24 protein-coding genes are annotated in these 26425 nt (G+C 70.2%); 14 read left to right on the top strand and 10 right to left on the bottom strand.

All coding sequences use genetic code 11. The annotated features are described in order from the left end of the window. Positions 1-52 precede the first annotated feature (52 nt). The 5 genes from paaE to paaA are packed head-to-tail and all read right to left on the bottom strand — an operon-like array spanning position 53 to position 3663. Positions 53-1117: a 1,2-phenylacetyl-CoA epoxidase subunit PaaE gene (gene paaE / locus LK06_RS15510; RefSeq protein WP_039653626.1), complete on the bottom strand. Its 1065-nt coding sequence runs from the start codon at positions 1115-1117 to the stop codon at positions 53-55. Continuing rightward, complete coding sequence (gene paaD, locus LK06_RS15505) at positions 1117-1653, bottom strand: 1,2-phenylacetyl-CoA epoxidase subunit PaaD (RefSeq protein ID WP_039653625.1); 537 nt, start codon at positions 1651-1653, stop codon at positions 1117-1119. The genes paaE and paaD overlap by 1 nt, the downstream gene beginning before the upstream one ends. Then, the gene (paaC, locus tag LK06_RS15500) at positions 1647-2366 is read right to left on the bottom strand and encodes a 1,2-phenylacetyl-CoA epoxidase subunit PaaC (protein ID WP_039653624.1); all 720 of its coding nucleotides are present in this window, start codon (positions 2364-2366) and stop codon (positions 1647-1649) included. The genes paaD and paaC overlap by 7 nt, the downstream gene beginning before the upstream one ends. After that, entirely contained in the window at positions 2363-2650 is a 288-nt protein-coding gene (gene paaB, locus LK06_RS15495) for a 1,2-phenylacetyl-CoA epoxidase subunit PaaB (protein ID WP_039653623.1), read from the bottom strand. Before paaB ends, paaC begins: the two co-directional genes overlap by 4 nt. Further along, positions 2647-3663: a 1,2-phenylacetyl-CoA epoxidase subunit PaaA gene (gene paaA, locus LK06_RS15490; RefSeq protein ID WP_039653622.1), complete on the bottom strand. Its 1017-nt coding sequence runs from the start codon at positions 3661-3663 to the stop codon at positions 2647-2649. The genes paaB and paaA overlap by 4 nt, the downstream gene beginning before the upstream one ends. 400 nt (positions 3664-4063) lie before the next feature. On the opposite strand from paaA, the gene LK06_RS15485 reads away from it, so the two are divergent. Genes LK06_RS15485 through LK06_RS15475 form a run of 3 tightly spaced genes read left to right on the top strand, consistent with a single transcriptional unit; the run spans position 4064 to position 6974 of the window. After that, positions 4064-5020, top strand: coding sequence for a DUF5819 family protein (locus tag LK06_RS15485; RefSeq protein WP_039653621.1), 957 nt, complete (start codon positions 4064-4066; stop codon positions 5018-5020). Continuing rightward, entirely contained in the window at positions 5017-6225 is a 1209-nt protein-coding gene (locus LK06_RS15480; protein WP_043434435.1) for an HTTM domain-containing protein, read from the top strand. Before LK06_RS15485 ends, LK06_RS15480 begins: the two co-directional genes overlap by 4 nt. After that, positions 6222-6974, top strand: coding sequence for a TrmH family RNA methyltransferase (locus LK06_RS15475; protein ID WP_039653618.1), 753 nt, complete (start codon positions 6222-6224; stop codon positions 6972-6974). The genes LK06_RS15480 and LK06_RS15475 overlap by 4 nt, the downstream gene beginning before the upstream one ends. A gap of 63 nt (positions 6975-7037) precedes the next feature. On the opposite strand, the gene paaN is transcribed toward LK06_RS15475, so the two are convergent. After that, positions 7038-8729 carry a phenylacetic acid degradation protein PaaN gene (gene paaN / locus LK06_RS15470; RefSeq protein WP_039653616.1) on the bottom strand — a complete coding sequence of 564 codons (1692 nt, stop codon included), beginning with the start codon at positions 8727-8729 and terminating at the stop codon, positions 7038-7040. Positions 8730-8889: 160 nt separating this feature from the next. On the opposite strand from paaN, the gene LK06_RS15465 reads away from it, so the two are divergent. Together LK06_RS15465 and LK06_RS15460 are read left to right on the top strand one after the other, a co-directional pair. Beyond that, positions 8890-10404, top strand: a complete 1515-nt coding sequence (locus tag LK06_RS15465; RefSeq protein WP_039653614.1) for a 3-hydroxyacyl-CoA dehydrogenase — start codon at positions 8890-8892, stop codon at positions 10402-10404. Continuing rightward, positions 10401-10988: a TetR/AcrR family transcriptional regulator gene (locus LK06_RS15460; protein ID WP_039653613.1), complete on the top strand. Its 588-nt coding sequence runs from the start codon at positions 10401-10403 to the stop codon at positions 10986-10988. Before LK06_RS15465 ends, LK06_RS15460 begins: the two co-directional genes overlap by 4 nt. 70 nt (positions 10989-11058) lie before the next feature. Here LK06_RS15460 and LK06_RS15455 read toward each other — a convergent pair whose 3' ends face one another. After that, positions 11059-11556, bottom strand: coding sequence for an Lrp/AsnC family transcriptional regulator (locus LK06_RS15455; protein ID WP_234367416.1), 498 nt, complete (start codon positions 11554-11556; stop codon positions 11059-11061). 175 nt (positions 11557-11731) lie between these two features. Between LK06_RS15455 and pdhA the strand changes: the two genes are divergently transcribed. The 7 genes from pdhA (at position 11732) to LK06_RS15420 (ending at position 19864) form a co-directional block, all read left to right on the top strand. Then, complete coding sequence (gene pdhA, locus LK06_RS15450) at positions 11732-12895, top strand: pyruvate dehydrogenase (acetyl-transferring) E1 component subunit alpha (RefSeq protein WP_039653610.1); 1164 nt, start codon at positions 11732-11734, stop codon at positions 12893-12895. Next, positions 12892-13896, top strand: a complete 1005-nt coding sequence (locus LK06_RS15445; RefSeq protein ID WP_039653608.1) for an alpha-ketoacid dehydrogenase subunit beta — start codon at positions 12892-12894, stop codon at positions 13894-13896. The genes pdhA and LK06_RS15445 overlap by 4 nt, the downstream gene beginning before the upstream one ends. Continuing rightward, complete coding sequence (locus tag LK06_RS15440; protein ID WP_043434437.1) at positions 13896-15242, top strand: dihydrolipoamide acetyltransferase family protein; 1347 nt, start codon at positions 13896-13898, stop codon at positions 15240-15242. Before LK06_RS15445 ends, LK06_RS15440 begins: the two co-directional genes overlap by 1 nt. 148 nt (positions 15243-15390) lie before the next feature. Next, positions 15391-16311, top strand: coding sequence for an NTP transferase domain-containing protein (locus tag LK06_RS15435; RefSeq protein ID WP_039653606.1), 921 nt, complete (start codon positions 15391-15393; stop codon positions 16309-16311). Next, positions 16308-17699 (top strand): molybdopterin molybdotransferase MoeA, encoded by a 1392-nt coding sequence (locus LK06_RS15430; protein WP_039653605.1) that lies wholly within the window; start codon positions 16308-16310, stop codon positions 17697-17699. Before LK06_RS15435 ends, LK06_RS15430 begins: the two co-directional genes overlap by 4 nt. Then, positions 17696-18793 carry a potassium channel family protein gene (locus tag LK06_RS15425; protein ID WP_039653604.1) on the top strand — a complete coding sequence of 366 codons (1098 nt, stop codon included), beginning with the start codon at positions 17696-17698 and terminating at the stop codon, positions 18791-18793. Before LK06_RS15430 ends, LK06_RS15425 begins: the two co-directional genes overlap by 4 nt. A gap of 90 nt (positions 18794-18883) precedes the next feature. Then, the gene (locus tag LK06_RS15420) at positions 18884-19864 is read left to right on the top strand and encodes an NAD(P)H-quinone oxidoreductase (RefSeq protein WP_039653603.1); all 981 of its coding nucleotides are present in this window, start codon (positions 18884-18886) and stop codon (positions 19862-19864) included. Positions 19865-19878: 14 nt separating this feature from the next. On the opposite strand, the gene LK06_RS15415 is transcribed toward LK06_RS15420, so the two are convergent. Beyond that, on the bottom strand, positions 19879-20727 hold the full coding sequence (locus LK06_RS15415) for a hypothetical protein (protein WP_043434441.1): 849 nt from the start codon (positions 20725-20727) through the stop codon (positions 19879-19881). 172 nt (positions 20728-20899) lie between these two features. On the opposite strand from LK06_RS15415, the gene LK06_RS15410 reads away from it, so the two are divergent. Next, on the top strand, positions 20900-21442 hold the full coding sequence (locus LK06_RS15410) for a bacterial proteasome activator family protein (protein WP_039653601.1): 543 nt from the start codon (positions 20900-20902) through the stop codon (positions 21440-21442). Positions 21443-21645: 203 nt separating this feature from the next. On the opposite strand, the gene LK06_RS15405 is transcribed toward LK06_RS15410, so the two are convergent. Then, positions 21646-23292, bottom strand: coding sequence for a Stk1 family PASTA domain-containing Ser/Thr kinase (locus tag LK06_RS15405; RefSeq protein WP_043434443.1), 1647 nt, complete (start codon positions 23290-23292; stop codon positions 21646-21648). Between the two features lie 342 nt (positions 23293-23634). On the opposite strand from LK06_RS15405, the gene LK06_RS15400 reads away from it, so the two are divergent. Beyond that, a complete protein-coding gene (locus LK06_RS15400) occupies positions 23635-25245 on the top strand; it encodes a protein kinase domain-containing protein (RefSeq protein WP_039653598.1) in 1611 nt (536 codons plus the stop codon). A 46-nt stretch (positions 25246-25291) separates the two neighbouring features. Here LK06_RS15400 and LK06_RS15395 read toward each other — a convergent pair whose 3' ends face one another. Then, positions 25292-26335 (bottom strand): phosphotransferase, encoded by a 1044-nt coding sequence (locus tag LK06_RS15395; RefSeq protein ID WP_411572773.1) that lies wholly within the window; start codon positions 26333-26335, stop codon positions 25292-25294. Between the last annotated feature and the right edge of the window lie 90 nt (positions 26336-26425).

Raw genomic sequence — 26425 nt, 5'->3', positions numbered from 1 at the left:
TCGCCTGACGGGTCGTCAAGATAGAACAGGTTCTAGCAGAAGGGAACGGCCCTCAGCGGTCGAAGTCCAGCTCCACCGCCTCCGTCAGCGGATGCGATTGGCAGGCCAGCACATATCCGGCCTCCGTCTCCTCCGTCTCCAGGGCGAAGTTGCGGTCCATACGGACCTCGCCTGAGACCAGGAAGGCTCGGCAGGTCCCGCACACGCCGCCCTTGCAGGCGTAGGGCGCGTCAGAGCGGTTGCGCAGGACGGTCTCCAGCAGTGACTCGCCCTCCCGGACCGGCCAGGTACCGCCGCGTCCGTCGAGCCGGGCGGTGACGGTGCTGTGGGCGGGCGCCTGGACAGCGGATGCCGGGGACGACCCCGCGTCCACGTGGAAGATCTCCTGGTGGATCCGGGCCCGGTTCACGTCCAGCTCCCGCAGCGCCTTCTCCGCATCCTGTACCAGTCCGTACGGGCCGCACAGGAACCACCCTGCCACCTGCTCCAGCGGCAGCAGTGCGGGCAGCAGTGCCACGAGCCGCTCCCGGTCGAGACGGCCGGAGGGAAGTCCCGCCTGTTGTTCCTCGCGGGAGAGCACGGTCACCAGCTGAAGCCGCTCCGGGTAGCGGTCCTTCAGATCGGCGACCTCCTCCAGGAACATCGTGGAGGCAGCTGTGCGATCGCTCCGTATCAGGCAGAACCGGGACTTCGGCTCGCGCGCCAGCAGCGTGGAAACGATGGACAGCACCGGGGTGATGCCGCTGCCGCCGACGATTGCCACGTAGTGGCCCGGCGCCGGCTCCAGAGTGAAGCGGCCGGCCGGGGTCATCACCTCCAGCTCGTCGCCGACGTTGATCTCCTTCAGCGCATAGGTGGAGAACGCCCCTCCCTCGACCAGTCGGATCCCCACCCGCAGGGTCTGCGGGCCGTCGCCAGCCGGGACTGGGGCGGGGGAGCAGATGGAGTACGTGCGCCGGATCTCCGCGCCGTCGACCCGGCGGCGCAGCGCGAGGTGCTGACCGGGTGCGTGGCGGTACTCCTCACGCAGCTCGGGCGGGACGGCGAAGGTGAGGGCCACGGAGTCGTCGGTGAGTCGGTCGACCGCGGCCACGGGGAGCGGGTGGAAACGCGCCATCACAACTCCTTGAAGTGGTCGAACGGTTCGCGGCAGGCCAGGCAGCGGCGCAGCGCCTTGCAGGCGGTGGAAGAGAACCGGCTGAGCAACTCGGTCTCGCTGGAGCCGCAGTGCGGGCAGCGGACGGGTTCGGCTTCCGTATCCGCCGTGCCCTTGGTCCTGGTCGGACCGAGAGGCAGCGCGACCGGACCCGAGTCATGGCGCACACGAGGGGGAGCGATGCCGAACTCCCTGAGTTTGCGCCGTCCCTCGGGGGTGATGTCGTCGGTCGACCAGGCAGGCGTGAGCACGGTGCGTACGGTGATCCGGCGCATGCCGTGGGCGCGCAGCACCCGCTCGATGTCGAGGCTCATCGCTTCTATGGCTGGGCACCCGGTGTAGGTGGGGGTCAGGTCGACCTCAACCGTGTCCGGTCCGTCCAGGCGTGCCGCGCGCACCACGCCCAGTTCCTGGAGGGTGAGCACGGGCAGTTCGGGGTCGGGCACCGACCCGGCCAGTTCCAGTAGTTCCGCCTCCAGGGCGGTGGCCGTCACCATGATGCTCCCGGGTGGCTGCGGTGCAGGTGCTGCATTTCGGCGAGCATCCGCCCGAACGGCTCTGTGTGCAGGCCCTGCCGACCGGCGCCCGCGGACCAGGCGCCGGTGCGTGGTCCCTCGGGAAGGGCCAGGGTGGCGCGGCTCAGCACGTCCCTGACGGACTCCAGCCAACGCTCCTCCAAGCCTGTCCAGTCGGCGTCCAGGCCCGGAACGGGCTGGAACATCTCTCCGGTGAACCGCCACAGGGCGTCGCAGGCGCGCTGCATCTTCTCGTGGCTGGTGTCCGTGCCGTCGCCGAGTCGAAGCGTCCACTGCTCGGCGTGGTCGCGGTGGTAGGCGACCTCTTTGACGGCCTTGGCGGCGAGCGGGGCGAACGGACCCTCTGTGGCGGCCAGTTCGGTGTAGAGGAGCTGCTGATAGGTGGAGAAGTACAACTGGCGGGCGATGGTGTGGGCGAAGTCGCCGTTCGGCTGCTCGACCAGTTGGAGGTTGCGGAAAGCACGCTCTTCGCGCAGATAGGTCAGTTCGTCTTCGTCTCCGGCCATCGAGAGCAGGACCCGGGCTTGGCCGAGCAGGTCGAGGGCGATGTTGGCGAGGGCCACCTCCTCTTCCAGGACGGGGGCGTGCCCGGCCCACTCCCCGAGGCGGTGGGAGAGCACCAGGGCGTCGTCGCCGAGGGCGAGCGCGGCGGTCGTAGGGACGGTGGCGGTCACAGGTGCTTCACCCCTTCCGGGATCTCGTAGAAAGTCGGGTGCCGGTAGGGCTTGTCGGCGGCGGGCTCGAAGAACGGGTCCTTCTCGTCCGGCGAAGAGGCGGTGATCGCGGAGGCGGGAACGACCCAGATCGAGACACCTTCGCTGCGCCGGGTGTACAGATCGCGGGCGTTGCGCAGGGCCAGCTCAGCGTCGGGGGCGTGCAGGCTGCCGGCGTGGGTGTGGGAGAGCCCGCGCCGGGAGCGGACGAAGACCTCCCACAGGGGCCAGTCGGTGGTGCTCATGCTCGGTTCGCTCCCGTCTCACCGGTGTTTGCGGTGTGCTTGGCTGCGTGGGCCGCGGCGGCTTCCCGTACCCAGGCGCCCTCGTCGTGCGCCCGCCTGCGCTGCGTGATCCGTTGTTCGTTGCACGGGCCGTTGCCCTTGACGACCTCCCAGAACTCCGTCCAGTCGATCGGGCCGAAGTCGTAGTGTCCTCGCTCCTCGTTCCACCTCAGCTCCGGGTCGGGGAGGGTGAGGCCGAGGGACTCGGCCTGGGGAACGCAGATGTCCACGAAGCGCTGGCGCAGCTCGTCGTTGGAGTGGCGCTTGATCTTCCACTCCATCGACTGAGCGGAGTGCTGGGATTCGTCGTCGGGTGGGCCGAACATCATCAGCGAGGGCCACCACCAGCGATTCACGGCGTCCTGCGCCATCGCGTGTTGTTCCGGCGTGCCATTGCTGAGGGCCAGAAGCAGTTCGTACCCCTGGCGCTGGTGGAAGGACTCCTCTTTGCAGATCCGCACCATGGCGCGCGCGTACGGGCCGTAGGAGCAGCGGCACAGCGGAACCTGGTTGGTGATGGCGGCACCGTCCACCAGCCAGCCGATCGCCCCTACGTCGGCCCAGGTCAAGGTCGGGTAGTTGAAGATGGAGGAATACTTCTGGCGGCCGCTGTGCAGCTTGTCGAGCAGCTCATCCCGGCCAGTGCCGAGTGTCTCGACGGCGCTGTACAGGTACAGGCCGTGTCCGGCTTCGTCCTGGACCTTGGCCATCAGGATGGCCTTGCGACGCAGACTGGGGGCGCGGCTGATCCAATTGGCTTCCGGCTGCATGCCGATGATCTCGGAGTGCGCGTGTTGCGCGATCTGCCGGACCAGTGTCGCGCGGTAGGCGTCGGGCATCCAGTCACGTGGTTCGATGCGTTCGTCGGCGGCCACGGCCGCGTCGAAGGCGCGCTGGTAGTCCGCCGTGTCGGCGGTGTCCGGTGCGCCGTCCGGTGTCGTGCCGGCAGTGCGCTGCGCGGCTGCTGTGGCCATGTGCGGTCCCCCTGACCTTGGGCTCTGGGGTGAACTCTGTCCCGACCGATCGTTCGGTCCGTGCGATATCAATGGTGTGCCGGGCTGCCGGAAGGTGTCAACCGCTGTGGAAAACTGCGGCGGCCACCTGCGGACCACGTTCCGCCGGAGGGTCCGGGGCGGATGGCGACGCGAGCTGGGTCGGTGAGGGCGGTGCCGTGACACGGCGTGGTCGGGACCAGGCCCTGTCACGGCACCCGGGGCTGTGCCCGGTGGCCCGGGCTGAGTACCGTTCGCTGCGGGCGTCGAGGCGTGGCGCTCGTGAAGCGTGCGGCGCCCGTGGCCGGTGCCGCACCTGAGGTGACCCACCCGGCCGAAGCGATCAGTCGAACGAATCGGCCGAAACGGGGGACGGGACGGAATGGACGCGTACGACGAGGACTCGGGGGCCCCGCAGGGCCCGGACGGGCCGGCCGGGGCGCGTCTCCTGGAGGGTCCCCCGGCGGAAGCCCCGGACGGCGAGGAGGGCGGCGGCGGTAGCCATGGTGTTCTGGAGGCGGACCGGCCGGCCGAGGCGGACGTCGGTGCCCCAGGGACGCCTGCTGTGGGCGTGCCGGACGCGGGCGCTGTTGGACTTCCGTCGCAGGGGCGCCCCGGCACAGGAGTTTCCGGAACGTCTGCGGTTCCTTCTTCGCTCCCACCGGAGGTCTCGGACCCGTCGGCCTCCTCCCGTGGCGGAGTCGCCGCCCTCTCCCTCCGTTATCGGGTCGGCGCGGCGATGGCGCTTGCCGTGGTCGCCGTCATCGCCTGTGTGCACCTGCTGATGGTGTTCCTCAGCCTCGCGCCCGCGAACACCGTGACCAAGCAGCACGGCAAGGCGATCGACGAGTGGGTGTACCCGGAGTTCGAGCAGAACTGGAAGCTGTTCGCCCCGAACCCGCTGCAGCAGAACATCGCCGTCCAGGTACGCGCGGAGGTGCGGACGAAGGACGGTGGCCTGCGCAGCACCGGCTGGATCGACCTCTCCGCCCAGGACGGCGCGGCCATCGACGGCAACCCGGTGCCGAGCCACACCCAGCAGAACGAGCTGCGCCGGGCCTGGGACTTCTTCGTTGCCACGCACAGCGCGGACAACCGCCCCGTGGGCATGCGCGGCAGCCTCTCCGAACAGTACGTGCGCCGGATCGTGGTAATGCGCCTGTACCGAAACGATCCGACCAGCAAGGAGGGCGTCATCCAGCGGGTGCAGGTCCGCTCCAGGACCACCAATGTGCAGCCACCGAAATGGAGCGGTGAGCAGGTGTCCGACAAGCCCGTCTACCGTCTGTTGCCCTGGTGGTCCGTGACGGCCGACGACGCGGCGGGAGACGTGCGGTGAACCGTCTCTCCCTGGTCTTTTCGCGCGGGATCGCCCGTGCCACCGAGGCGGCCCTCGGGCCGTACCAGAGCGCCGTGATCCGCATCGGGTTCGCCGGGACCTGGCTGCTGTTCCTGCTGCGTGAGTATCCGCACCGCCGGGAACTGTACGGTCCCTCCGGTCCGTGGGGCTGGCGTCTTGCCCAACAGCTGGTCGCCGACAACCACGCCTTCTCGGCGCTGCTGTGGTCGGACGCAACAGCCTGGTTCGAGTGTTTCTACCTGCTGGCGATCCTGGCCAGCGCGGCGCTACTGCTCGGCTGGCGCACCCGGACCGCCTCAGTGCTCTTCATGGTGGGCGTGCTGTCGCTGCAGAACCGCAGTGTCTTCGTCGGCGACGGCGGTGACAACGTCCTGCATCTGATGTCCTTCTATCTGGTGTTCACACGGTGCGGTCAGGTGTGGTCCCTCGACGCGCGTCGGGCGGCCCGTGCCGAAGCGGCGCGCATGCGTGGAGAGAATGTTGCCGACCGGGCGGGACCGGTGCTGTGGGCGGTGCTCGGTCTGGCGCTCGTCACGGCGACGCTGACCGGCCGGCTCGACAACGGCTGGCTGATCCCGGCACTGCTGTGGACGGTATGGGTGGTGCTCGGCCTGTGGTGGCTGGTCGGGCGGCGGGCGAAATCTCCGGAGCCGCGGATCCTGCTGGACGTGATCGCCAACGTCCTGCACAACGGCGCCCTGCTCGTGATCATGGCGGAGGCCTGCCTGATCTATGCCACGGCGGGCTGGTACAAGATCCAGGGCTCCCGCTGGCAGGACGGCACAGCCGTCTACTACCCGCTCCACCTGGACTATTTCACGCCCTGGCCGGGCCTCGCCGACCTGATGTCCGCCAGCGGAACGATCATGCTGGTCGTGGCCTACGGTACGGTCATGGTGCAGGTCGCCTTCCCGTTCACCTTGTTCAACAGGCGGGCGAAGAACGTCCTGCTGGTGCTGATGATGACCGAGCACGCGGTGATCGCTGTCGTCCTCGGCCTGCCGTTCTTCTCCCTGGCCATGATCACAGCGGACGCGGTGTTCCTGCCGACGTCCTTTCTGCGGAGACTGGGCGATCTGGCCGCCCGCGCACGCGGGCGGATCGTCCGGTCCGGCGACCCGTTGGTGCCTCCGCCACGCTCCCCCGAGGAGAGCACTGCGGGCCGCGTAGGGTTCACGGCATGACCGACCCGCTGATCCGCTGGCGCGAGTACGCCGGTACCGCCGTGCTGCTCGACGGCTTCCACGCTCTCAAGCACGCACTGCGTTTCGGCGCCGCGGTGCCCGTGGCGGTCACCACCGACCGGCGGGCCGTGCTCGCCCTCGCCGAGGAATTGGCCTCAGACGTACGGGGGGTGCTGGACACACTGCTTGCCGAGGTGTCCGAGGAGGCCTACGTCTCCCTGGTCCCGCGCCCCCATCCAACGGGGGTGGCCGCGCTCGCTGTACGGCCGTCCCGTGAGGCCAACCTGCGCTCGCTCGCCCGTACGCCCCGCACGGCCCCCGTCCTGGTCCTGGACAACCCGCGCAACCTCGGCAACACCGGTGCCGTGATCCGGCTGGCCGCTGGTTTCGGGGCGACCGGGGTGGTCACCACGGGCACGCTCGACCCCTGGCATCCCACGGTGGTGCGCGGTGGCGCAGGACTGCACTTTGCGACCGCTGTGGAGCGGCTGGCCGTCGACGAGTTGCCGGTCGGGCCGCTGTTCGCCCTTGATCCGGAGGGTGAGGACATCCGGGGCACGAAGCTGCCCGACAACGCCGTGCTGGCGTTCGGGTCGGAGCGCAGCGGGCTGTCGGCCGAGCTGCGCGCGCGTGCCGGCCGTCTGCTCCGGCTGCCGATGCGCCCCCAGGTCTCCAGCTACAACCTGGCCACCAGCGTGGCGATGACGTTGTACCACTGGAGTGCCAGCGGGGGCGCACCCGCTTCCTAGTGCCGCGGCGGGCGACGTTCACCTCGTTGGGCAAACGTCGCCCGCCGCGGCACCAGCTGTTGGCTAGGCTTCCCGCCGCACCTCTACCACCCGGAAGCGACTGGCCACGAACGCTCCGTCGCACAGGGCCGCATTCGCCGCGGGGTTGCCGCCCGAGCCGTGGAAGTCGGAGAAGGCAGCGGTCTGGTTCACATACACCCCGCCGGTCAGGTTGAGCGAGAGCTGGGCAGCCTCCTCCAGGCACACCTCCTCGATGGCCCGCTCGACCTCAGGGTCGGTGGTGTAGGCGCCGACGGTCATCGCGCCCTTCTCGTGGACCGTGTGGCGCAGCAGCTCCACCGCGTCGGTCGCTGAGTCGAGGGCTACGGCGAAGGAGACGGGGCCGAAGCACTCGCTCATGTAGGCGGCCTCGTCATCCGGCTTGGCGCCGTCCAGCTTGACGATGACGGGGGTGCGGACGACTGCGCCCGGGAACTCCGGGTTGCTGATCTCGCGGGAGGCCAGGGCGACCTCGCCGAGACCGGCTGCTGCCTCCAGGCGGGCCTTGACGTCCGGGTTGACGATCGCGCCCAGCAGGGCGTTGGCGCGCGCGTCGTCACCGAGGAGACCGTCGACCGCACGGGCGAGGTCGGCAGTGACCTCGTCGAAGCTCTTGTGGCCCTGGTCGGTACGGATACCGTCCCGCGGGATGAGCAGGTTCTGCGGGGTGGTGCACATCTGGCCGCTGTACAGGGACAGCGAGAAGGCCAGGTTGGACAGCATGCCCCGGTAGTCATCCGTGGAGTGCACGATCACCGTGTTGACGCCGGCCTTTTCCGTGTAGACCTGGGCCTGGCGTGCGTGGGCCTCCAACCAGTCGCCGAAGGACGTCGACCCTGTGTAGTCGACGATCCTGATCTCGGGGTGGGTGGCGAGGGTCTTGGCGGTGCCCTCGTCGGGGCGCTCGGCGGCCAGCGCCACCAGATTCGGGTCGAAGCCGGCCTCGGTGAGCACGCCCCGGGCGACCTGCACGGTGAGCGCGAGCGGCAGCACAGCGCGCGGGTGCGGCTTGACCAGGACCGCGTTGCCTGTCGCCAGGGAGGCGAACAGTCCCGGATAGCCGTTCCACGTCGGGAAGGTGTTGCAGCCGATGACCAGGCCGATACCGCGCGGGACCGGTGTGAACCGCTTGGTGAGGGCCAGCGGTTCACGCTTGCCCTGCGGCTTGGTCCACTCCGCCGTGCCGGGCGTGCGGACCTGTTCCGCGTAGGCGTACGCCACCGCTTCCAGGCCGCGGTCCTGAGCGTGCGGGCCGCCGGCCTGGAACGCCATCATGAACGCCTGGCCGCTGGTGTGCATGACCGCGTGAGCGAATTCGTGCGTCCGGTCGCTGATCCGCTTCAGGATCTCCACGCAGACGACGGCGCGAACCTCCGGGCCCGCGTCCCGCCAGGCTCGCTGCCCGGCCTTCATCGCGGGCAGCAACACCTCGATGTCGGCGTGCGGGTAGGTGACTTCGAGCTCGATGCCGTACGGCGAGACCTCGTCGCCCACCCAGTCGTCCGTGCCGGGCTGGCCGAGGTCGAGGCGCGTGCCCAGCAGGGCGTCGAAGGCGGCCTTGCCCGCTGCCGCGTCCAGGCTGCCGTGCTCGCCGTACGCCTTGGGGTGTTCGGGGTGCGGCGACCAGTACGCGCGTGTGCGGATCGCTTCCAGGGCCTGGTCAAGAGTGGGCCGATGCTTCGCGATCAGCTCGTGCGCGGTCAGTTCGGCGGCCATGCTGGACCAACTCCTCGTCTGGAGAACTCTTCGCTGAGTTCATGACCTGGGCGAAAACAGAGGCGGGATCGGGCGGTCACAGTTAGAGTAACCGAACGATCGGTCGGGACAAGGGGGACCGCCTCGTCTGTGGAAAACCCCGTGCGGGAGGATCACGCACATGACAGCACTCGACCTCAGCAGCCAGGTGGCAGTCGTCGGCACCGGCACCATGGGCCAGGGCATCGCCCAGGTCGCTCTCATCGCCGGACACCCCGTGCTGCTCTACGACGCCGTCGCCGGGCGGGCTCGGGAAGCGGCCGAGGCGATCGGCGCCCGTCTCGACCGGCTTGTGGAGAAGGGGCGGCTCACCGGTGTCGCCCGGGACGCTGCCCGGGCCCGCCTGAAGTCGGCGGACACCCTCGCGGACCTTGCGGACTGCGCTCTGGTCATCGAGGCGGTCCTGGAGCGTCTGGACGTCAAGCAGCAGCTTTTCGGCGAACTGGAGGAGATCGTCGCCGAGGACTGCCTGCTCGCCACCAACACCTCCTCCCTGTCGGTCACGGCCATCGGGGGTGCCCTGCGCCATCCCGGCCGCTTCGTCGGCCTGCACTTCTTCAACCCGGCCCCGCTGCTGCCGCTGGTCGAGGTCGTCTCCGGGTTCGCGACCGACGTCCCATCGGCCACCCGCGCCTACGAGACCGCTCGAGCCTGGGGCAAGACACCGGTGGCCTGCGCGGACACCCCCGGCTTCATCGTCAACCGCATCGCCCGGCCCTTCTACGCCGAGGCCTTCGCCGTTTATGAGGCACAAGCCGCCGACCCGTCCACCATCGACGTCGTCCTGCGTGAGTGCGGCGGCTTCCGGATGGGCGCCTTCGAATTGACCGACCTGATCGGGCAGGACGTCAACGAGTCCGTCACCCACTCGGTGTGGGAGTCCTTCTTCCAGGACGTGCGCTTCACGCCCTCCCTCGTCCAGCGGCGGCTGGTGGAGTCCGGTCGGCTCGGCCGCAAGTCCGGGCACGGCTGGTACGACTACGCCCAAGGCGCGGAGCGGCCCGAGCCGCACACCGCCGACAGGCAGCAGCCGCCCGCCTACATCGTCGCCGAGGGTGACCTCGGCCCGGCCGCCGAAGTGCTCACGCTCATCCGCGAGGCGGGCGTCCAGCTCCGTGAGGAGGCCGAGGACAACGGCACCCGCCTGGTGCTCCCCAGCGGTGGCCAGCTGGTGCTCGCGGACGGTCAGACCTCCGTGGAGTTCGGCGACGTCGTCTACTTCGACCTCGCCCTGGACTACCGCACGGCCACCCGTATCGCCCTGTCCGCCGGCCAAGGCACCTCACCGCAGACGCTCGCCGAGGCCACCGGCCTGTTCCAGGCACTCGGCAAGGACGTCAGCGTCATCGGTGACGTACCCGGCATGATCGTCGCCCGCACGGTCGCCCGGCTCATCGACCTCGCCTACGACGCCGTCGCCAAGGGCGTGGCCACCGAGGAGGACATCGACACCGCGATGCGTCTGGGCGTCAACTACCCGCTCGGCCCGTTCGAGTGGAACCGCAGGCTCGGCCGTGACTTCGCCTGGGACATTCTGGACGAGATGCACGAGCGCGATCCTTCCGGACGGTACGCGCCCTCCCTCGCGCTCTACCGCCACGCGTACGCCTCTGACAAGCGGGAGAGCACCCCATGACCACTGCCAGGCGCGATACGTACACCCCGGAGACACTGCTCTCGGTCGCCGTCCAGGTCTTCAATGAACGCGGCTACGACGGCACCTCCATGGAGCACCTGTCCAAGGCGGCAGGCATCTCCAAGTCATCGATCTACCACCACGTCAGTGGCAAGGAGGAGCTGCTGCGCCGCGCCGTCAGCCGGGCCCTGGACGGGCTGTTCGCCATCCTGGACGAGGAGCACGCGCTTGCCGGGCGGCCCGTCGAGCGGCTGGAACACGTGGTGCGGCGCATGGTCGAGGTGCTCATAACCGAGCTGCCCTACGTGACGCTGCTGCTGCGGGTGCGCGGCAACACCGCCACTGAGCGGTGGGCGCTGGAGCGGCGCCGCGACTTCGACCATCAGGTCGCCGAACTGCTGAAGGCAGCCGCCGCTGACGGGGACGTGCGCGGTGACGTGGAGGTCCGCCTGGCCACCCGGCTGGTCTTCGGAATGATCAACTCGATCGTGGAGTGGTACCGGCCGGACGCGCGGGGTGTCAGCGGCCGAGAGGTGGCCGACGCGGTGGTCCGGCTGGTCTTCACGGGCCTGCGGCAGGCCTGACCCCGGGGCGGACGGGGCCGGCACTCGTCGGTTGCGGGTCGGGAGCGTGGGGTTGGGCCGCTGTTCGGAGTCAGGTTTCCGGTTCCAGATCCTCCTCCTCGAACACCAGCAGTGTGCGCGTGCTGAGCACCTCGGGGATTGCCTGGAGGCGGGTCAGCACCAGTTCGCGCAACGTCCGGTTGTCCGGCGTGTGCACCAGCAGGAGCACATCGAAGTCGCCGCCCACCAGGGCGATGTGGGAGGCACCGGGCAGTTGCCGCAGCTGCTCGCGGACCGTGCGCCAGGTGTTCTGCACGATCTTCAACGTGATGTACGCCGACGTGCCGTGCCCCGCTCTCTCGTGGTCCACGCGCGCGCTGAAGCCCCGGATCACCCCGTCCTCGACGAGCCGGTTGATGCGTGCATAGGCATTGGCCCGGGACACGTGGACACGTTCGGCGACGGACCGTATCGATGCACGGCCGTCCGCCTGCAGGATCTTCAGGATGTCCTGATCGACGGCGTCCAAAGGGCGAGGCAGTGGAACGGTGCTGTCCTGCTGCCCGTCGGCCATTTGTTCAGATGCCATGTCCCCCCGCTCTCCCGATGTGGACGTCCTGCGTTCATTCCAGGCTGTGGATAACCGTTTGTCCACAGCCTGGAGGGGGCTGTAGCCAAAATGTGCCGACGACCGAACAATCGGTAGGTGAGGCGAGTCACAGGCGACCCGCCTCCCGTAGTCGCTCCCACGAGGAGGTGCCGTCATGACGGTCATGGAGCAGCGGGGCGCGTACCGGCCTTCGCCGCCGCCCGCCTGGCAGCCCCGTATGGACCCCGCGCCGCTGCTGCCCGACGCCGAGCCCCACCGCGTCCTTGGCACCGAAGCGGCTGCCAAGACCGACCCGGAACTGCTGCGTCGGCTGTATGCCCAGCTGGTGCGCGGTCGTCGCTACAACGCGCAGGCCACCGCGCTCACCAAGCAGGGCCGCCTGGCCGTCTATCCGTCCAGCACCGGCCAGGAGGCCTGCGAGGTCGCCGCCGCCCTGGCCCTCGAAGAGCGCGACTGGCTCTTCCCCAGCTACCGCGACACCCTCGCCGTCGTCGCACGCGGCGTGGACCCCGTCGACGCGCTCACCCTGCTGCGCGGCGACTGGCACAGCGGGTACGACCCCTACGCACACCGGGTGGCGCCCCTGAGCACCCCCCTCGCCACCCAGCTGCCGCACGCGGTCGGTCTCGCGCACGCCGCCCGCCTCAAGGGCGACGATGTGGTCGCTCTCGCCATGGTCGGTGACGGCGGCACCAGCGAGGGCGACTTCCACGAAGCCCTGAACTTCGCCGCCGTCTGGCAGGCACCGGTCGTCTTCCTGGTGCAGAACAACGGCTTCGCCATCTCCGTCCCGCTCGCCAAGCAGACCGCCGCGCCTTCCCTGGCCCACAAGGCCGTCGGCTACGGCATGCCGGGCCGGCTGGTGGACGGCAACGACGCCCCGGCCATGCACGAGGTCCTCAGCGACGCCGTACAACGGGCACGCGCGGGCGGCGGGCCGACCCTGGTGGAGGCGGTGACGTACCGCATCGACGCGCACACCAACGCCGACGACGCCACCCGCTACCGCAGCGACGCCGAGATCGAAGCCTGGCGGGCGCACGATCCGATAGCGCTGTTGGAACGGGAGCTGACCGCGCGCGGACTGCTCGACGAGGCCGCCATCGAGGCCGCCCGGCAGGACGCCGAGACGATGGCCGCCGATCTGCGTGAGCGCATGAACCAGGACCCCGAACTCAACCCCATGGACCTCTTCGACCACGTCTACGCCGAGAACACCGCCCAACTGCGCGAACAGCGTGCCCTGCTGCGGGCCGAGCTGGAAGCCGAGCAGGAACAGCACGGCGAACACGGCGAGCAGAAGGGCGGCACCCGATGACCACCGTCGCCGTCAAGCCCGCCACCATGGCGCAGGCCCTCACCCGCGCGATGCGTGACGCGATGGCTGCTGACCCCACCGTGCACGTCATGGGCGAGGATGTCGGCGCCCTCGGTGGTGTCTTCCGCGTCACGGACGGCCTTGCCAAGGAGTTCGGTGAGGACCGTTGCACCGACACCCCCCTGGCCGAGGCCGGGATCCTCGGCACCGCGGTCGGCATGGCCATGTACGGCCTGCGCCCCGTGGTGGAGATGCAGTTCGACGCTTTCGCCTACCCGGCGTTCGAACAGCTGATCAGCCACGTCTCCCGGATGCGCAACCGCACGCGGGGGCGGATGCCCCTGCCGATCACCGTCCGCGTTCCCTACGGCGGCGGCATCGGCGGCGTCGAACACCACAGCGACTCTTCCGAGGCCTACTACATGGCCACCCCGGGCCTGCACGTCGTCACACCGGCGACCGTGGCCGACGCCTACGGTTTGCTGCGCCAGGCCATCGCCTCCGACGACCCCGTCGTCTTGCTGGAGCCCAAGCGGCTGTACTGGTCGAAGGACTCCTGGAACCCCGAGCACCCGACGGACGTGGAACCCATCGGGCGGGCGGTCGTCCGGCGCCCCGGCCGCAGTGCCACGCTCGTCACCTACGGCCCGTCCGTACCGGTCTGCCTGGAGGCCGCCGAGGCGGCGCAGGCCGAGGGCTGGGACCTGGAGGTCGTGGACCTGCGTTCCCTGGTGCCGTTCGACGACGAGACGGTCTGCGCGGCTGTCCGGCGCACCGGACGCGCGGTCGTGGTCCACGAGTCCACCGGGTTCGGCGGACCCGGCGGCGAGATCGCGGCCCGCATCACCGAGCGGTGCTTCCACCACTTGGAGGCCCCGGTGCTGCGCGTGGCTGGGTTCGACATCCCCTATCCGCCGCCCATGCTGGAGCGGCACCACCTGCCCGGCGTGGACCGCATCCTGGACGCCGTGGCACGGTTGCAGTGGGAGGCCGAGGGCTGATGGCACAGGTGCTGGAATTCAAGCTCCCCGACCTCGGCGAGGGACTCACCGAGGCGGAGATCGTGCGCTGGCTGGTCCAAGTCGGTGACGTCGTCGCCGTTGACCAGCCGGTCGTCGAGGTCGAGACGGCCAAGGCGATGGTCGAGGTGCCCTGCCCCTACGGCGGTGTCGTCACCGCCCGCTTCGGCGAGGAGGGTACCGAACTGCCCGTCGGGGCACCGCTGCTGACGGTGGCCGTGGGCGAAACTGCTGCCGAGCCCGAGGGCTCCGGCAACGTGCTGGTCGGGTACGGCACACAAGCGCCCGCGGCGAGGCGCCGCCGGGTGCGGGGCCCGGCGGCGGGGACGGCCGCCCAGAACGGACAGGCGAAGCAGCCCGGGCACGCCCCGGCCACCCGCATGCCCGAGCCCGCTGCGGCATCCCCGGCGCGCGCGGGGGCTCCGGTGACCACCCCGGCCCAGGGGCCCGTCCCGGTGATTTCGCCGCTGGTGCGCAGGCTTGCTCGGGACAACGGCCTGGATCTGCGGCAACTGGTCGGTTCGGGACCCGAGGGGCTGATCCTGCGAGCCGATGTCGAGGGCGCGCTGCGAGCCAGGGAAACCCCGACGACCGCACCGCAACCGACCGGCCGGGCCCCGGTGGCATCACCTTCCGGCAGCGGGGCCCGGGTCCCGCTCAAGGGCATCCGCGGTGCCGTCGCCGACAAACTGTCCCGTAGCCGCCGTGAGATCCCGGACGCGACCTGCTGGGTCGACGCCGACGCGACCGACCTCATGCGGGCGCGAACGGCAATGAACGCCGTCGGTGGCCCGAAGATCTCCCTTCTCGCGTTGCTCGCCCGTATCTGTACTGCTGCGCTCGCCCGGTTCCCCGAGCTGAACTCCTTCGTCGACACCGAGGCCCGCGAGATCGTCCGGCTCGATCAGGTCCATCTCGGATTCGCCGCGCAGACCGACCGCGGACTGGTCGTGCCGGTCGTGCGGGACGCCCACGTGCGCGATGCCGAGTCGCTGACCGCGGAGTTCGCCCGGCTCACCGAGGCTGCCCGAGCTGGGACGCTCACCCCAGGGGAGCTCACTGGGGGAACGTTCACGTTGAACAACTACGGAGTCTTCGGGGTCGACGGCTCCACGCCGATCATCAACCATCCCGAGGCGGCCATGCTGGGTGTCGGCCGCATCGTCCCCAAGCCGTGGGTCCACGAGGGCGAGCTGGCGGCGCGCCAGGTCGTGCAGCTGTCCCTCACCTTCGACCACCGGGTGTGCGACGGCGGTACGGCGGGAGGCTTCCTCAGATATGTGGCCGACTGCGTGGAACATCCGACGGTGCTCCTGCGTACCTTGTGACGCCGGTGGCACTCTTCGCAGCCCGTGATGCCGGTGCTCCTGGGCACCGGTGGCGGACGAACCGCGCACACCCGGTGGCAGCTGGGGCAACGCACGGCATCACCTACGCGAGGTACGGAAGGAGGCACCCGCAGTACATACTCGGGGGGTGACCGACAACGTCCTCGCCGCCCACTCCGCCCCCGGAGCCCCCGTGCCGTACGACGCCGTCGTGCTGGCCGGCGGTGCTGCGCGGCGGCTTGGCGGAGCGGACAAACCCGGCCTTCGGGTCGGGGGCCGGGCACTGCTCGACCGGGTACTCACGGCCTGCGCCGGGGCATGTACGACCGTCGTGGTGGCAGTACCCCGTGCTACCGTCCGGCCGGTGCGTTGGGTGCGTGAAGAGCCACCTGGCGCCGGACCGGTCGCCGCGCTGGAGGCGGGACTGCGGCTCATCACGGCCGAGCGCGCCGTCGTCCTCTCAGCTGACCTTCCCTTCCTCGGACAGGCCGCCCTCGAACGCCTGCTGGCCGCCCTCCGGGACACCGACGCCGACGGCGCGCTGCTCACCGATTCGACCGGACGCGAGCAGCCGCTCGTCGCTGCCTACCGCACCGGCGCGTTGCGCCGCGAGCTGGCTGCTCTCACCGTCGCGCACGGCGGCCTGACCGGGCTGCCACTGCGCCGGCTGACCGGCGCCCTCCGCCTCATCCGTGTCCCCGACCCGCTCGCGTCCTTCGACTGCGACACCTGGGACGACATCGCCAACGCCAGGGCACGCATCAGGGAGCATGGGCACGTGTTGGATGAATGGATCTCCGCAGTCAAGGACGAGCTGGGCATCACCCTGGACGTCGACACCGGCATGCTGCTCGACCTGGCCCGGGACGCCGCGCACGGTGTGGCCCGGCCCGCCGCCCCACTGACCACCTTCCTCGTCGGCTACGCAGCTGCCCGGGGCGGGCAAGGCCCCGAGGCGGTCGCCGAGGCCGCCCGCAAGGCTGCCGCCCTGGCCTTGCGGTGGGAAGAAGAGAGCAACGGGGGTGAGGACGGGAGTAGCGGAGGCCCAGGTGCCCCGGACGCCGGATGACGGCCCCCGGAACCCGGAGCGGGGCACAGGCCGAGGACTGCGACGACCTCGACGTCGAGGAGGCCCTTGCCCTCGTGAGGGAACCCAAGGACGACAACACCGCTCCCGCTCCCCGGTCTAAACCACCGGCCGAGCGGGTCGAACGGCATCGTGCCACTCAGTGGCGGCAGGCCCGCGAGAGCGCTGCCCGCACGGCCCGTTCCGGCGCGCGCCGGACCCCCGTCTCGGTGCCACTGTCCGACGCCTTGGGGCTGGTCCTGGCCACACCCCTCGACGCGCTCACCGACCTGCCCTCCTTCGACACCTCCGCGATGGACGGCTGGGCGGTGGCCGGACCCGGCCCCTGGCAGGTACGGGGCGCGGGCCTGCTCGCCGGGCACGCCCAGCCCGGGCCGCTCGCCGACGGCGAGGCAGTCCGGATCGCGACTGGCGCCCGCATTCCCGCCGACACCACCGCCGTCCTGCGTACCGAACACGGCCGCACCGACAGTCAGGGCCGGCTCCACGCAGCCCTGCCTCACCCTCCCGACCCCGCAGGAGCAGGGGCGACTCCCCTGCTGGGGCACGGGCAGGACATCCGCCCGCGCGGTCAGGAGTGCCGCAGAGGTGACCAGTTGCTTCCCGTGGGCACCCTGGTCACCCCAGCCGTCCTGGGCCTGGCCGCCGCGGCCGGGTACGACGCGGTCACCGCCGTACCCCGCCCCCGAGCCGAAGTGCTCATTCTCGGTGACGAACTACTGACCGAGGGGCTGCCGCATGACGGGCTGATCCGCGACGCGCTCGGCCCCATGGTGCCGCCGTGGCTGCGCGCGCTCGGTGCCGAGGTCGTTGCAGCGCGACGGATCGGTGACGATGCGCAAGCCCTATACAAGGCCATCACCACCTCTGACGCGGACCTGATCGTCACCACCGGCGGTACCGCCGCCGGACCGGTCGACCACGTCCACCCGACCCTGGACCGTATCGGCGCCCAACTCCTCGTCGACGGTGTCAAGGTCCGCCCCGGGCACCCGATGCTGCTCGCCCGTACCAAGGACGACCAGCATCTCGTCGGGTTGCCCGGCAACCCCCTCGCGGCGGTCTCCGGGCTTCTCACGCTCGCCGAGCCACTGCTGCGCACGCTGGCCGCACGCCCGGCTCCGGAGCCGTACACGCTGCCGCTCCGGGACACGGTCCAGGGGCACCCGTACGACACCCGGCTCATCCCCGTGGTCCTGCGCGGTGACCGGGCCGTACCGCTGCATTACAACGGCCCGGCCATGCTGCGCGGCATCGCCGCCGCCGACGCACTGGCCGTCGTACCGCCGGGCGGGGCCGCGCAGGGTGCGGAGGCCGAACTACTGGACCTGCCGTGGGCGACCGGCGGAATCGGGGTGTGTTTCACGTGAAACTTCCGGGCCATGACGCCATCGCCCGAGACGCGGACGAGCATCTGGTGCCCCATCGGGTCAAGCTCCCGCGGAAAGCGGTGGAGCGTCCGATCCGTCAGGTCACCAAACGGCTGATCATGGCTCTGATGGTACTGGTCGTCACCGCGCTGGTCGTCTACGTAGACCGCGACGGCTACCACGACAACGCCGACGGCTCTGTCAGCCTGCTTGACGCTTTCTACTATGCGACGGTCACCCTTTCCACCACCGGCTACGGCGACATCACCCCGGTCAGCGACAGTGCCAGACTCATCAACATCTTCGTCATCACGCCGCTGCGCGTGCTGTTCCTGATCATCCTGGTCGGCACCACGCTGGAGGTCCTCACCGAACGCACCCGGGAGGAATGGCGCCTGAACCGCTGGAGGTCCACCTTGCGTGACCACACCGTCGTCATCGGCTTCGGTACGAAAGGGCGGTCGGCCGTCCAGACCGTCTGTGCGACCGGACTGAAGAAGGAGAAGGTGGTCGTCGTCGACCCGAGCAGCAGGGTGATCGATGCGGCGACCGCCGAGGGTTACGTGGGCGTCATAGGCGACGCCACTCGCAGCGACGTGCTCAAGGCAGCCGAGGTCCACAGAGCCCGGCAGATCATCGTCGCCCCACAACGCGACGACACCGCTGTCCTCGTCACGCTGACCGCCCGGCAGCTCAACCGCGGTGCGAAGATTGTTGCCGCAGTGCGCGAAGAGGAGAACGCCCCGCTACTCAAACAGTCGGGTGCCGACGCGGTCATCACCAGCGCCAGTGCGGCTGGTCGGCTGCTCGGGCTGTCGGTGCTCAGCCCAGCTGCCGGCATGGTGATGGAGAACCTGATCCAGCAGGGCAGCGGACTGGACATCATCGAACGTCCTGTCGTTCGCGGCGAGGTGGGAAAGAAGCCGCGCGAGACCCAGGACCTCGTGGTCAGCATCGTCCGCGGACACCGGGTGCTGGGCTACGACGACCCGTCCGTCGGCACCCTCCAGCTGACGGACCGGCTCATCACCATCGTTCGCATGACCCCCGACACCCACGTCACCCCGGACACCCGGCCGTTGCCCGGCACATGACCGGGACTGCACATGACCGGGACTGCACGGACATCCTGAGCGAGCAGGGCTGTCCCGGTGCTGGACCCCGGGGGGAGTAGCGTCACCGGTATGCATGCGATCACGATTCCCGAACCTGGTGGACCCGAGGCGCTGGTGTGGGACGAGGTCCCCGACCCGGTACCCGGCGAGGGCGAGGTACTGGTCGAGGTGGTGGCCAGCGCCGTCAACCGTGCCGACATCCTGCAGCGGCAGGGCTTCTACCCCCCTCCGCCCGGCGCCTCCCCCTATCCCGGCCTGGAGTGCTCCGGCAGGATCGCCGCGCTCGGCCCCGGAGTGTCCGGCTGGGCCGTCGGCGATGAGGTGTGCGCGCTCCTTGCGGGCGGTGGCTACGCGGAGAAGGTCGCCGTACCGGCCGGACAGCTGCTGCCCGTGCCCGGGGACATCGACGTCAAGCACGCGGCCGCGTTGCCCGAGGTGGCCTGCACCGTGTGGTCCAACGTGTTCATGGTCGCCCATCTGCGCCCTGGTGAGACCTTGCTGGTGCACGGCGGTTCCAGTGGCATCGGCACCATGGCCATCCAGCTCGCCAAGGCCGTTGGCGCCAGGGTCGCGGTGACCGCCGGTACGAAGGAGAAACTGGACCAGTGCGCCGAGCTGGGCGCGGATGTGCTGGTCAACTACCGCGAGCAGGACTTTGTCGCAGAGATCAAGCAGGCCACGGACGGGGCGGGCGCCGATGTCATCCTCGACAACATGGGCGCCAAGTACCTGGACCGCAATCTCCAGGCCCTTGCCGTCAACGGACGTCTCGCGATCATCGGCATGCAGGGCGGTGCCAAGGGCGAGCTGAACATCGGAATGCTGCTGAACAAGCGGGCCGCCATCAGCGCGACCTCGCTGCGGGCCCGGCCGCTCGGCGAGAAGGCCGCCATCGTGGCCGCCGTGCGCGAGCACGTGTGGCCACTGCTGGCCGGCGGGCATGTCCGCCCGGTCGTGGACCGGGAGCTGTCGATGGCTGAGGCGGCGCAGGCGCACGCGGTGGTGGAGGCCGGCGGGCACATCGGCAAGGTGCTGCTGATCACGCCGTAGCGGGGCCGGGCGGATCAGGTCTTGCGGAGTCTGATCCCCAGGAGCGCCAGCCCCAGGCCCAGGCCGATGAGGACGAGCCCGCTGCCCAGAGGGAGGGTCTGCAGGACTGGCTCGGTGGGGCCCCCACCCTCCTGGACCGCTTGCCGGGCGGCGGGCTGCGGTGCAGGGTCCGCGGGATCGAGACCGGCTCCCTCAATTGCCTCGGAGGCCTCCGGCGTCCCGCCCGGGGCGTCCGCCGTTTCCGGCTCCCCGGATGGGGCGCCGTCGGTGCCCTGGGCCCGGGTGGGAACGCTGTCCTCGGCGCCCTCCACCTCGCCCGCAGTCGCGTCCGCCCGGCCCGGCCGCATCCGCCCCTCACCTGCCAGGCTCCCGGCCCGTGACGGTTTGGTGGAAGGGGAGGTCGAGGCAGAGACGGACAGGGCGGGCGCGTGAGCAGCCCAGGTCCCGGCGGCAGGGGAGCCGCGGTGAGCGCGGTCGGGCGTGTGGTCCTGCACCCCGACGGGCGTGCGGGCAGGTATCTCGCCGTGTCCCTGGCCCTGCGTCCGGCCATGATTCCCGGCGCTTTCGCTGTCCTGTCCGCCGACGGGTTCACCGATGGGTGCGTCGCTCCTGCGGGCGTCTTCGGTCCCGTGCCCGGTGACGGCGGGGTTCGGGTGTCCGCGACCCGGACGGTTCGCGGACTGGTGCTCCGGGTGACTTTGGCGGTTCGGGTGTCCGGCGGCCGAGGAGCGGGCGGAGTCGGGCTCGGCGGCGTAGGCGCTCGCCGTGCCGCACAGGGTGACCGCAGAACAGGCTGGCAGAGCCGTGGTGAGCACGAACAGCAGCCGTACGCAGCGGAGTGTGAGTCGCAGCCATGGAGTCACGTCGGTGACCTCCCGGAACCCAGGTGCCGTGACCGATGGAACGGACGGAATCAAGCGTCACATCCGATGGCGAAGGGGGCATTCCGGGTTGCGCCGTCAGGTCTAAACGGTGGATCAGCTCCACAAGGGGGCACCACGGTGATGAGGTGTACGGGTGCGAGAGAATGGCGGCATGGAGATGCCGAGGAACGAAGGGTCGCCGGAGAATCCCCAGATCCTTGTGGTGGGTCAGGACGGGATGGCGCTTGGCGGCGGCGGGGACGAGGACTCCCGCGAGACCCCGGTGACGGAGCAGGTGGAACAGCCGGCCAAGGTCATGCGGATTGGCAGCATGATCAAGCAACTGCTGGAGGAGGTGCGCGCGGCTCCTCTGGACGAGGCAAGCCGGGTGCGGCTGAAGGACATCCACGCCAGCTCGGTGAAGGAGCTGGAGGACGGCCTGGCCCCCGAGCTGGTCCAAGAGCTGGAGCGGCTGTCCCTTCCGTTCACCGACGACGGGGCCCCCAGCGACGCGGAACTGCGCATCGCGCAGGCGCAGTTGGTGGGCTGGTTGGAGGGCCTCTTCCACGGGATCCAGACGACGCTGTTCGCCCAGCAGATGGCCGCGCGGGCCCAGCTGGAGCAGATGCGTCGCGCACTTCCGCCGGGAGTGGCCGGGCCCGAGGGCGGCGACGATCACCACGCGGGCGGCCGTGCGGGCGGGCCGTACCTGTAAGCGGCGCCTGCATCGTGCGCACCATCCACACGACAAACGAGGACCCGGCGGAGGACCGCCGGGTCCTTCGCGCGCCGGATGGGTGGACCTGTGCCAGCGCGGGGCAGTGCGAGCCGTGCACCTGATGAGGACCGCGGTCACGTCCGATCGACGGGGTCTGCCTTCCCACCAGCAGTGCTGCCTCCGGGATCCGGAAATCAGGATCACTGAGGAGGGTTGCCCGTCGAGACTCCCAGCTCGACGGTCTGTATGTTCTTCGGATCCACATCGGTGTCCTGGGCGGGGAACTGGTCCAAGACGGTGCCGTCGCCCCAGGTGTTGTTGTCCTCGGGCTTGATCTTCCAGGCCCAGCCCGCGGCCTGGAAGCACTGCTTCACGGAGTCGATGTTCTTGTAGCGGAAGTCGGGCAGCCGGATCTTGGTTGGGTCGTCGTACGACTGCCGGGGGTCCGTGCACTCGGTCTTGTCGATCCGCCGGGAAGTGTCCGGGCCGCGGTAGCCCGCCTTGTGGGAGGTGGACGCCGAGGCACTCGCACCGCCACCGCCAGCGGTGCCACCGCCGTCCTTGTTGTTCAGTGCCAGTGCGACGGCCAGGCCGACGGCCACGATGAGCGACACCGTGACCGATCCAATGATCACTAGCTTGTTGCCTTTGCCGTCGTTGCCGGAGGGCTGACCGCCCGGCTGGAGCGGAACCCCGTACGGCGGCGGGGCCGGGGTGGGCTGCGGCCCGTAGCCCACTGGTGGCGTCTGGTAACCGCTGTGCTGCGGGTAGCCGTAGGCCGGGGCGGGTGCCTGGGGAGCGTACGGGGTCGGCTGGTACGGCATCTGCACCGGCCCGCTCGGCCCTGGCATCGCGGGGCTGCTCGGTCCCGGGGCCGCCGGGCCCACCGGCGGGAACACCGCGGATCCCACACCGGCACCGCTCTGTACCGGCCCGGCGCCCGGCACGATGTTCGGCGGGGTCGCCTGGACCGAGGCGGCGACGCGTAGACACTCCTCGCGCATGGAGGCGGCGGTCGGGAAACGCTCGTTCGGGTTCTTCTTCAGGGCGCGGGCGACCAGCGCGTCCACCGCGGGCGGCAGCACACGGTTGATCGTGGAGGGAGCTACCGGCTCCTCCTGCACATGCGCATAGGCGATCGCCAGCGGCGAATCGGCGTCGAACGGCAGCCGCCCGGTGATCAGCTGGAACAGCATGATGCCGACCGAGTACAGGTCGGACCGGGCGTCCACAGCACGGCCGAGGGCCTGCTCCGGCGAAAGGTACTGCGGGGTGCCCACGACCATGCCCGTCTGGGTCATCGAGGAGACGCCGGACTGCATGGCGCGGGCGATGCCGAAGTCCATGACCTTGACCACGCCACGCTTGGTCACCATCACGTTGCCCGGCTTGATGTCGCGGTGGACCAGCCCCGTCTCGTGGCTGATCTCCAGCGCCGCGAGTACGTCAGCGGCGGTCTTCAGCGCCTTGTCGACGGACATCGCGCCGAACTGCCGGACGTCCTCTTCCAGGACCGAGCCCAGCGGGCGGCCCTCGACGTACTCCATGACGATGTACGGCGTCGCCGTGCCGTTCAGCTCGTCCTCGCCCGTGTCGAAGACGGAGACGATGTTGGTGTGGGTGAGCTTGGCCACGGCCTGGGCCTCACGGCGGAAGCGCTCGCGGAAGGCATGCTCCCGGCCGAGCTCGGTGTGCAGCGTCTTGATCGCGACCTGCCGGTCGAGCACGGCGTCGTACGCCAGGTGCACCGAGGCCATGCCGCCCTCGCCGAGCACGTCGCGCAGCTGGTACCGGCCGCCGGCCAGCGCCTGCCCCGTGTACCGGCCGTGTGCGCCGCCCTGGCTCATCTCTCCGTGTCCCTCACTGGCCGTCCGGCGTCGTGAACTCGTGAACCGGCCTTGATCGAATGTGCTATTCCCGGCCAAGTCTGCCCCAGGGCACCGACACGTCAAGCGCGCTGCCCGTTCCGTGACCGTACGCGCAAGAAGCGTCGCGCGGGCGTGACCGGGGCGCACTGCGGATGCACAGGATTTGCAGGACAGCGCGTGCTAGAGGTTTCATGACCGGTCCGTCTCGGGGCGGTCCCGGTTCCGGTTCCGAACCGGTGGCCCCGGAGGAGGCTGTAGCGTGGCCGACGGAGACCGTAACAACACCGCGCGCACCGCGGGCAGAAACGACGGCGAGGACTGATGGCACAGACGCAGCGCGCCCAGGGCCCGTCCGACCCCGAAGCGACTGGCGGCGGCATGTCAGAGACGCCGGAGACATGGGGCAACGGCGGGCTCGTCGGCGACGGCCGGTACCGGCTCACACATCGGCTGGGTCGGGGCGGCATGGCCGAGGTGTTCGCGGCTGAGGACGTGCGTCTGGGCCGTACGGTTGCCGTCAAGCTGCTCCGCGCGGACCTGGCCGAGGACCCGGTCTCCAAGGCCCGCTTCACCCGCGAGGCCCAGTCGGTCGCCGGCCTCAACCACCACGCGATCGTCGCCGTGTACGACTCCGGCGAGGACGTCGTCGGCGGTCAGTCCGTTCCGTACATCGTGATGGAACTGGTCGAAGGTCGCACCATTCGTGACCTGCTGATGAACGCCGAGGCGCCCGGCCCCGAGCAGGCGCTGATCATCGTCTCCGGGGTGCTGGAGGCACTCGCCTACTCGCACCAGCACGGCATTGTGCACCGTGACATCAAGCCAGCCAATGTGATCATCACCGACAGCGGCGCCGTCAAGGTGATGGACTTCGGTATCGCCCGCGCCCTACACGGTGCGTCCACGACGATGACCCAGACCGGCATGGTCATGGGCACCCCGCAGTACCTCTCCCCGGAGCAGGCGCTCGGCAAGGCCGTCGACCACCGCTCCGACCTGTACGCGACCGGCTGCCTGCTCTACGAACTTCTCGCGCTGCGCCCGCCGTTCACCGGCGAGACCCCGCTGTCGGTGGTCTACCAGCACGTCCAGGACATCCCGGTCCCGCCCTCGGAGGTCTACGACGGTTGCCCGCCCGAACTTGACGGCCTGGTCATGCGTTCTCTGGCCAAGGAGCCGGACGACCGGTTCCAGACGGCCGAGGAGATGCGTGGGCTGGTCCAGTACAGCCTGCAGATGCTGTATGACCAGGGTGGCCACACCGGCACCTGGAACACCGGTCCGGTACAGATGCAGGACGGTCGGCACACCCCGGCAAGCGGCTTCGCCGGAACTGCCGTGATGTCGCACCCGGCCGACTTCGGCCCCGGCTCCGGCACCACGCAGATCCCCCAGCCGATCCTGCCCTCCGGTTACGGCCACGGCGACGACGGCGGCTTCGAGGGGCGCGGCAACCAGGGCGGCGGGCGCGGCAAACTGTGGATCCTCGCCGTCTTCGCGGTCATCGCCATCACGGCGGGCGTCGCGCTGGCCCTCAACAAGGGGGCGGGCCACGGCACCGGCACCGGCACCGACACCAAGCCGCCGGCGACGCACTCCAAGAGCCCCAAGGACGAGCAGGCCCCGTCCACCCCCTCCGACGTCAGCACCGACCAGCCCACGGACACCTCCACGGACACCGGTTCGGACACGGGCACCGGCTCCAACTGGCCGCCGTCGTACACGCCGTCCTCTCCCCCGTCGCAGTCGGCCACCACCGACCCGACCTATGAGCCGACTGATCCACCGACCTCGCAGGAGCCGACGGATCCGCAGTCCTCGCTGTCGCCGCCTACGGACCCGGCGACCGGCGGCGGTACGGACCAGGGCGCCACGGACGGCAGCACGGCTGGGAGCGCGACGGACGGTGCCACGGGAGCTGTCGGTCCTTGAAGGACGCCCCCGACGACCGGAACGGCGGCGCTCTGATCCGGTCCGCTCATGGCACGAACGCGTCGCACACCGCGTCGTACTCGCGTGTCCACCACACCGCGAGGGCGGAGGCGGCCGGGAACTGGCAGTCCGCGCGCGTGTCGCCGCGCTCGTAGTGCCAGCGCAGCATCCAGAAGTCGTTCAGCCGTTCCCACCACACCCGGTGCACGGCCGCCGCCAGTTCCGCAGTCGTGGCCCCGGCCGCACACCGGTAGGCGCGTGCGTACGCCCGCACCTTCGGTAGGTCCAGGGCGCCCGCGGGCCGTACGAAGAAGATCGCGGCGGCACGCACGGCCTCTTCGACGCGAGGCTGTACACCGAGCCGGTCCCAGTCGACGATGGCGGCCGGGGCGTCGTCCTTGTAGAGCACGTTGAACGGGTGGAAATCGCCGTGCACCCAGCCCACCGCGGCGCCGCGTGGCGGGCGCCGGTCCGCGTGCTGTTCCAGGAGCGTGCGGCGCTCCAGGAGCCGGTGCCGGGCCAGTTCGTCGAAGGCGTCGGCCGGGCGATGCCGGTGGGCCCGGGCGAGCAGGTCGTCGATGAGGGCGAAGGTGTCGGCCGGGTCGGCGCTCTCCACGGGGTGGGGGCTTCGGGCCGGGCGGGTGCGCCCCTTGGGCGGCATCACACGCTCCAGACAGGCGTGCACGGCGCCCAGTAACGCCCCCAGTCGTGCGCTCTCCCCCCGGGTGAGCTGTCCGCCGTGCCGGTGCCGGCCGTCGATCCAGGGGTACAGGGCATAGGCGTGGCCACCGACGACGGCGACCGTGCGACCGTCACGGTGCGCGAGCGGTGGGGGGACTGGGACGCCGAGGTCGGCCAGGCGCTGGGTGGCCCGGTGTCGACGTTCGATGGCGGCCGGGTCGGCGGTGTCGGGGTCGAAGTGGTGCTTGAGGAAGTAGCGGCCATGTGTGGTGCGGAGCCGGTAACCGCGATTGAGTAGGCCCTGGTCGACCGGATCACAGGCGACGGCGTTACCGGCGGCATAGAGGCGCAGCAGGGCGCTCAGAGGGGGCGCGTGGGGCACGAGCGGTGGTACACAAGAGCGCGGCACGCGGCAGATGCTAGGGCACGAAAAGTTACTGTGAGCTGGGAGTTATCACAGGTAGTCGTCGTCGGTCGCATTCGGTCACACGGCGCAAGT

Source organism: Streptomyces pluripotens, assembly GCF_000802245.2.
Lineage (GTDB): Bacteria > Actinomycetota > Actinomycetes > Streptomycetales > Streptomycetaceae > Streptomyces > Streptomyces pluripotens.
Note: the sequence above shows the minus strand (reverse complement) of the source record. Positions and strands in the feature narration are given on the sequence as shown.

Bases quoted from the DNA above. Each gene is read 5' to 3' on its own strand.
- LK06_RS15400 (WP_039653598.1), top strand. From the start codon at position 23,635: ATGGCACAGACGCAGCGCGCCCAGGGCCCGTCCGACCCCGAAGCGACT.
- LK06_RS15455 (WP_234367416.1), bottom strand. From the start codon at position 11,556: ATGGCATCTGAACAAATGGCCGACGGGCAGCAGGACAGCACCGTTCCA.
- LK06_RS15485 (WP_039653621.1), top strand. From the start codon at position 4,064: ATGGACGCGTACGACGAGGACTCGGGGGCCCCGCAGGGCCCGGACGGG.
- LK06_RS15445 (WP_039653608.1), top strand. From the start codon at position 12,892: ATGACCACCGTCGCCGTCAAGCCCGCCACCATGGCGCAGGCCCTCACC.
- pdhA (WP_039653610.1), top strand. From the start codon at position 11,732: ATGACGGTCATGGAGCAGCGGGGCGCGTACCGGCCTTCGCCGCCGCCC.
- LK06_RS15460 (WP_039653613.1), top strand. From the start codon at position 10,401: ATGACCACTGCCAGGCGCGATACGTACACCCCGGAGACACTGCTCTCG.
- LK06_RS15475 (WP_039653618.1), top strand. From the start codon at position 6,222: ATGACCGACCCGCTGATCCGCTGGCGCGAGTACGCCGGTACCGCCGTG.
- LK06_RS15410 (WP_039653601.1), top strand. From the start codon at position 20,900: ATGGAGATGCCGAGGAACGAAGGGTCGCCGGAGAATCCCCAGATCCTT.
- paaB (WP_039653623.1), bottom strand. From the start codon at position 2,650: ATGAGCACCACCGACTGGCCCCTGTGGGAGGTCTTCGTCCGCTCCCGG.
- LK06_RS15420 (WP_039653603.1), top strand. From the start codon at position 18,884: ATGCATGCGATCACGATTCCCGAACCTGGTGGACCCGAGGCGCTGGTG.
- paaE (WP_039653626.1), bottom strand. From the start codon at position 1,117: ATGGCGCGTTTCCACCCGCTCCCCGTGGCCGCGGTCGACCGACTCACC.
- LK06_RS15440 (WP_043434437.1), top strand. From the start codon at position 13,896: ATGGCACAGGTGCTGGAATTCAAGCTCCCCGACCTCGGCGAGGGACTC.
- paaD (WP_039653625.1), bottom strand. From the start codon at position 1,653: ATGGTGACGGCCACCGCCCTGGAGGCGGAACTACTGGAACTGGCCGGG.
- LK06_RS15465 (WP_039653614.1), top strand. From the start codon at position 8,890: ATGACAGCACTCGACCTCAGCAGCCAGGTGGCAGTCGTCGGCACCGGC.
- paaA (WP_039653622.1), bottom strand. From the start codon at position 3,663: ATGGCCACAGCAGCCGCGCAGCGCACTGCCGGCACGACACCGGACGGC.
- LK06_RS15405 (WP_043434443.1), bottom strand. From the start codon at position 23,292: ATGAGCCAGGGCGGCGCACACGGCCGGTACACGGGGCAGGCGCTGGCC.
- paaN (WP_039653616.1), bottom strand. From the start codon at position 8,729: ATGGCCGCCGAACTGACCGCGCACGAGCTGATCGCGAAGCATCGGCCC.
- LK06_RS15430 (WP_039653605.1), top strand. From the start codon at position 16,308: ATGACGGCCCCCGGAACCCGGAGCGGGGCACAGGCCGAGGACTGCGAC.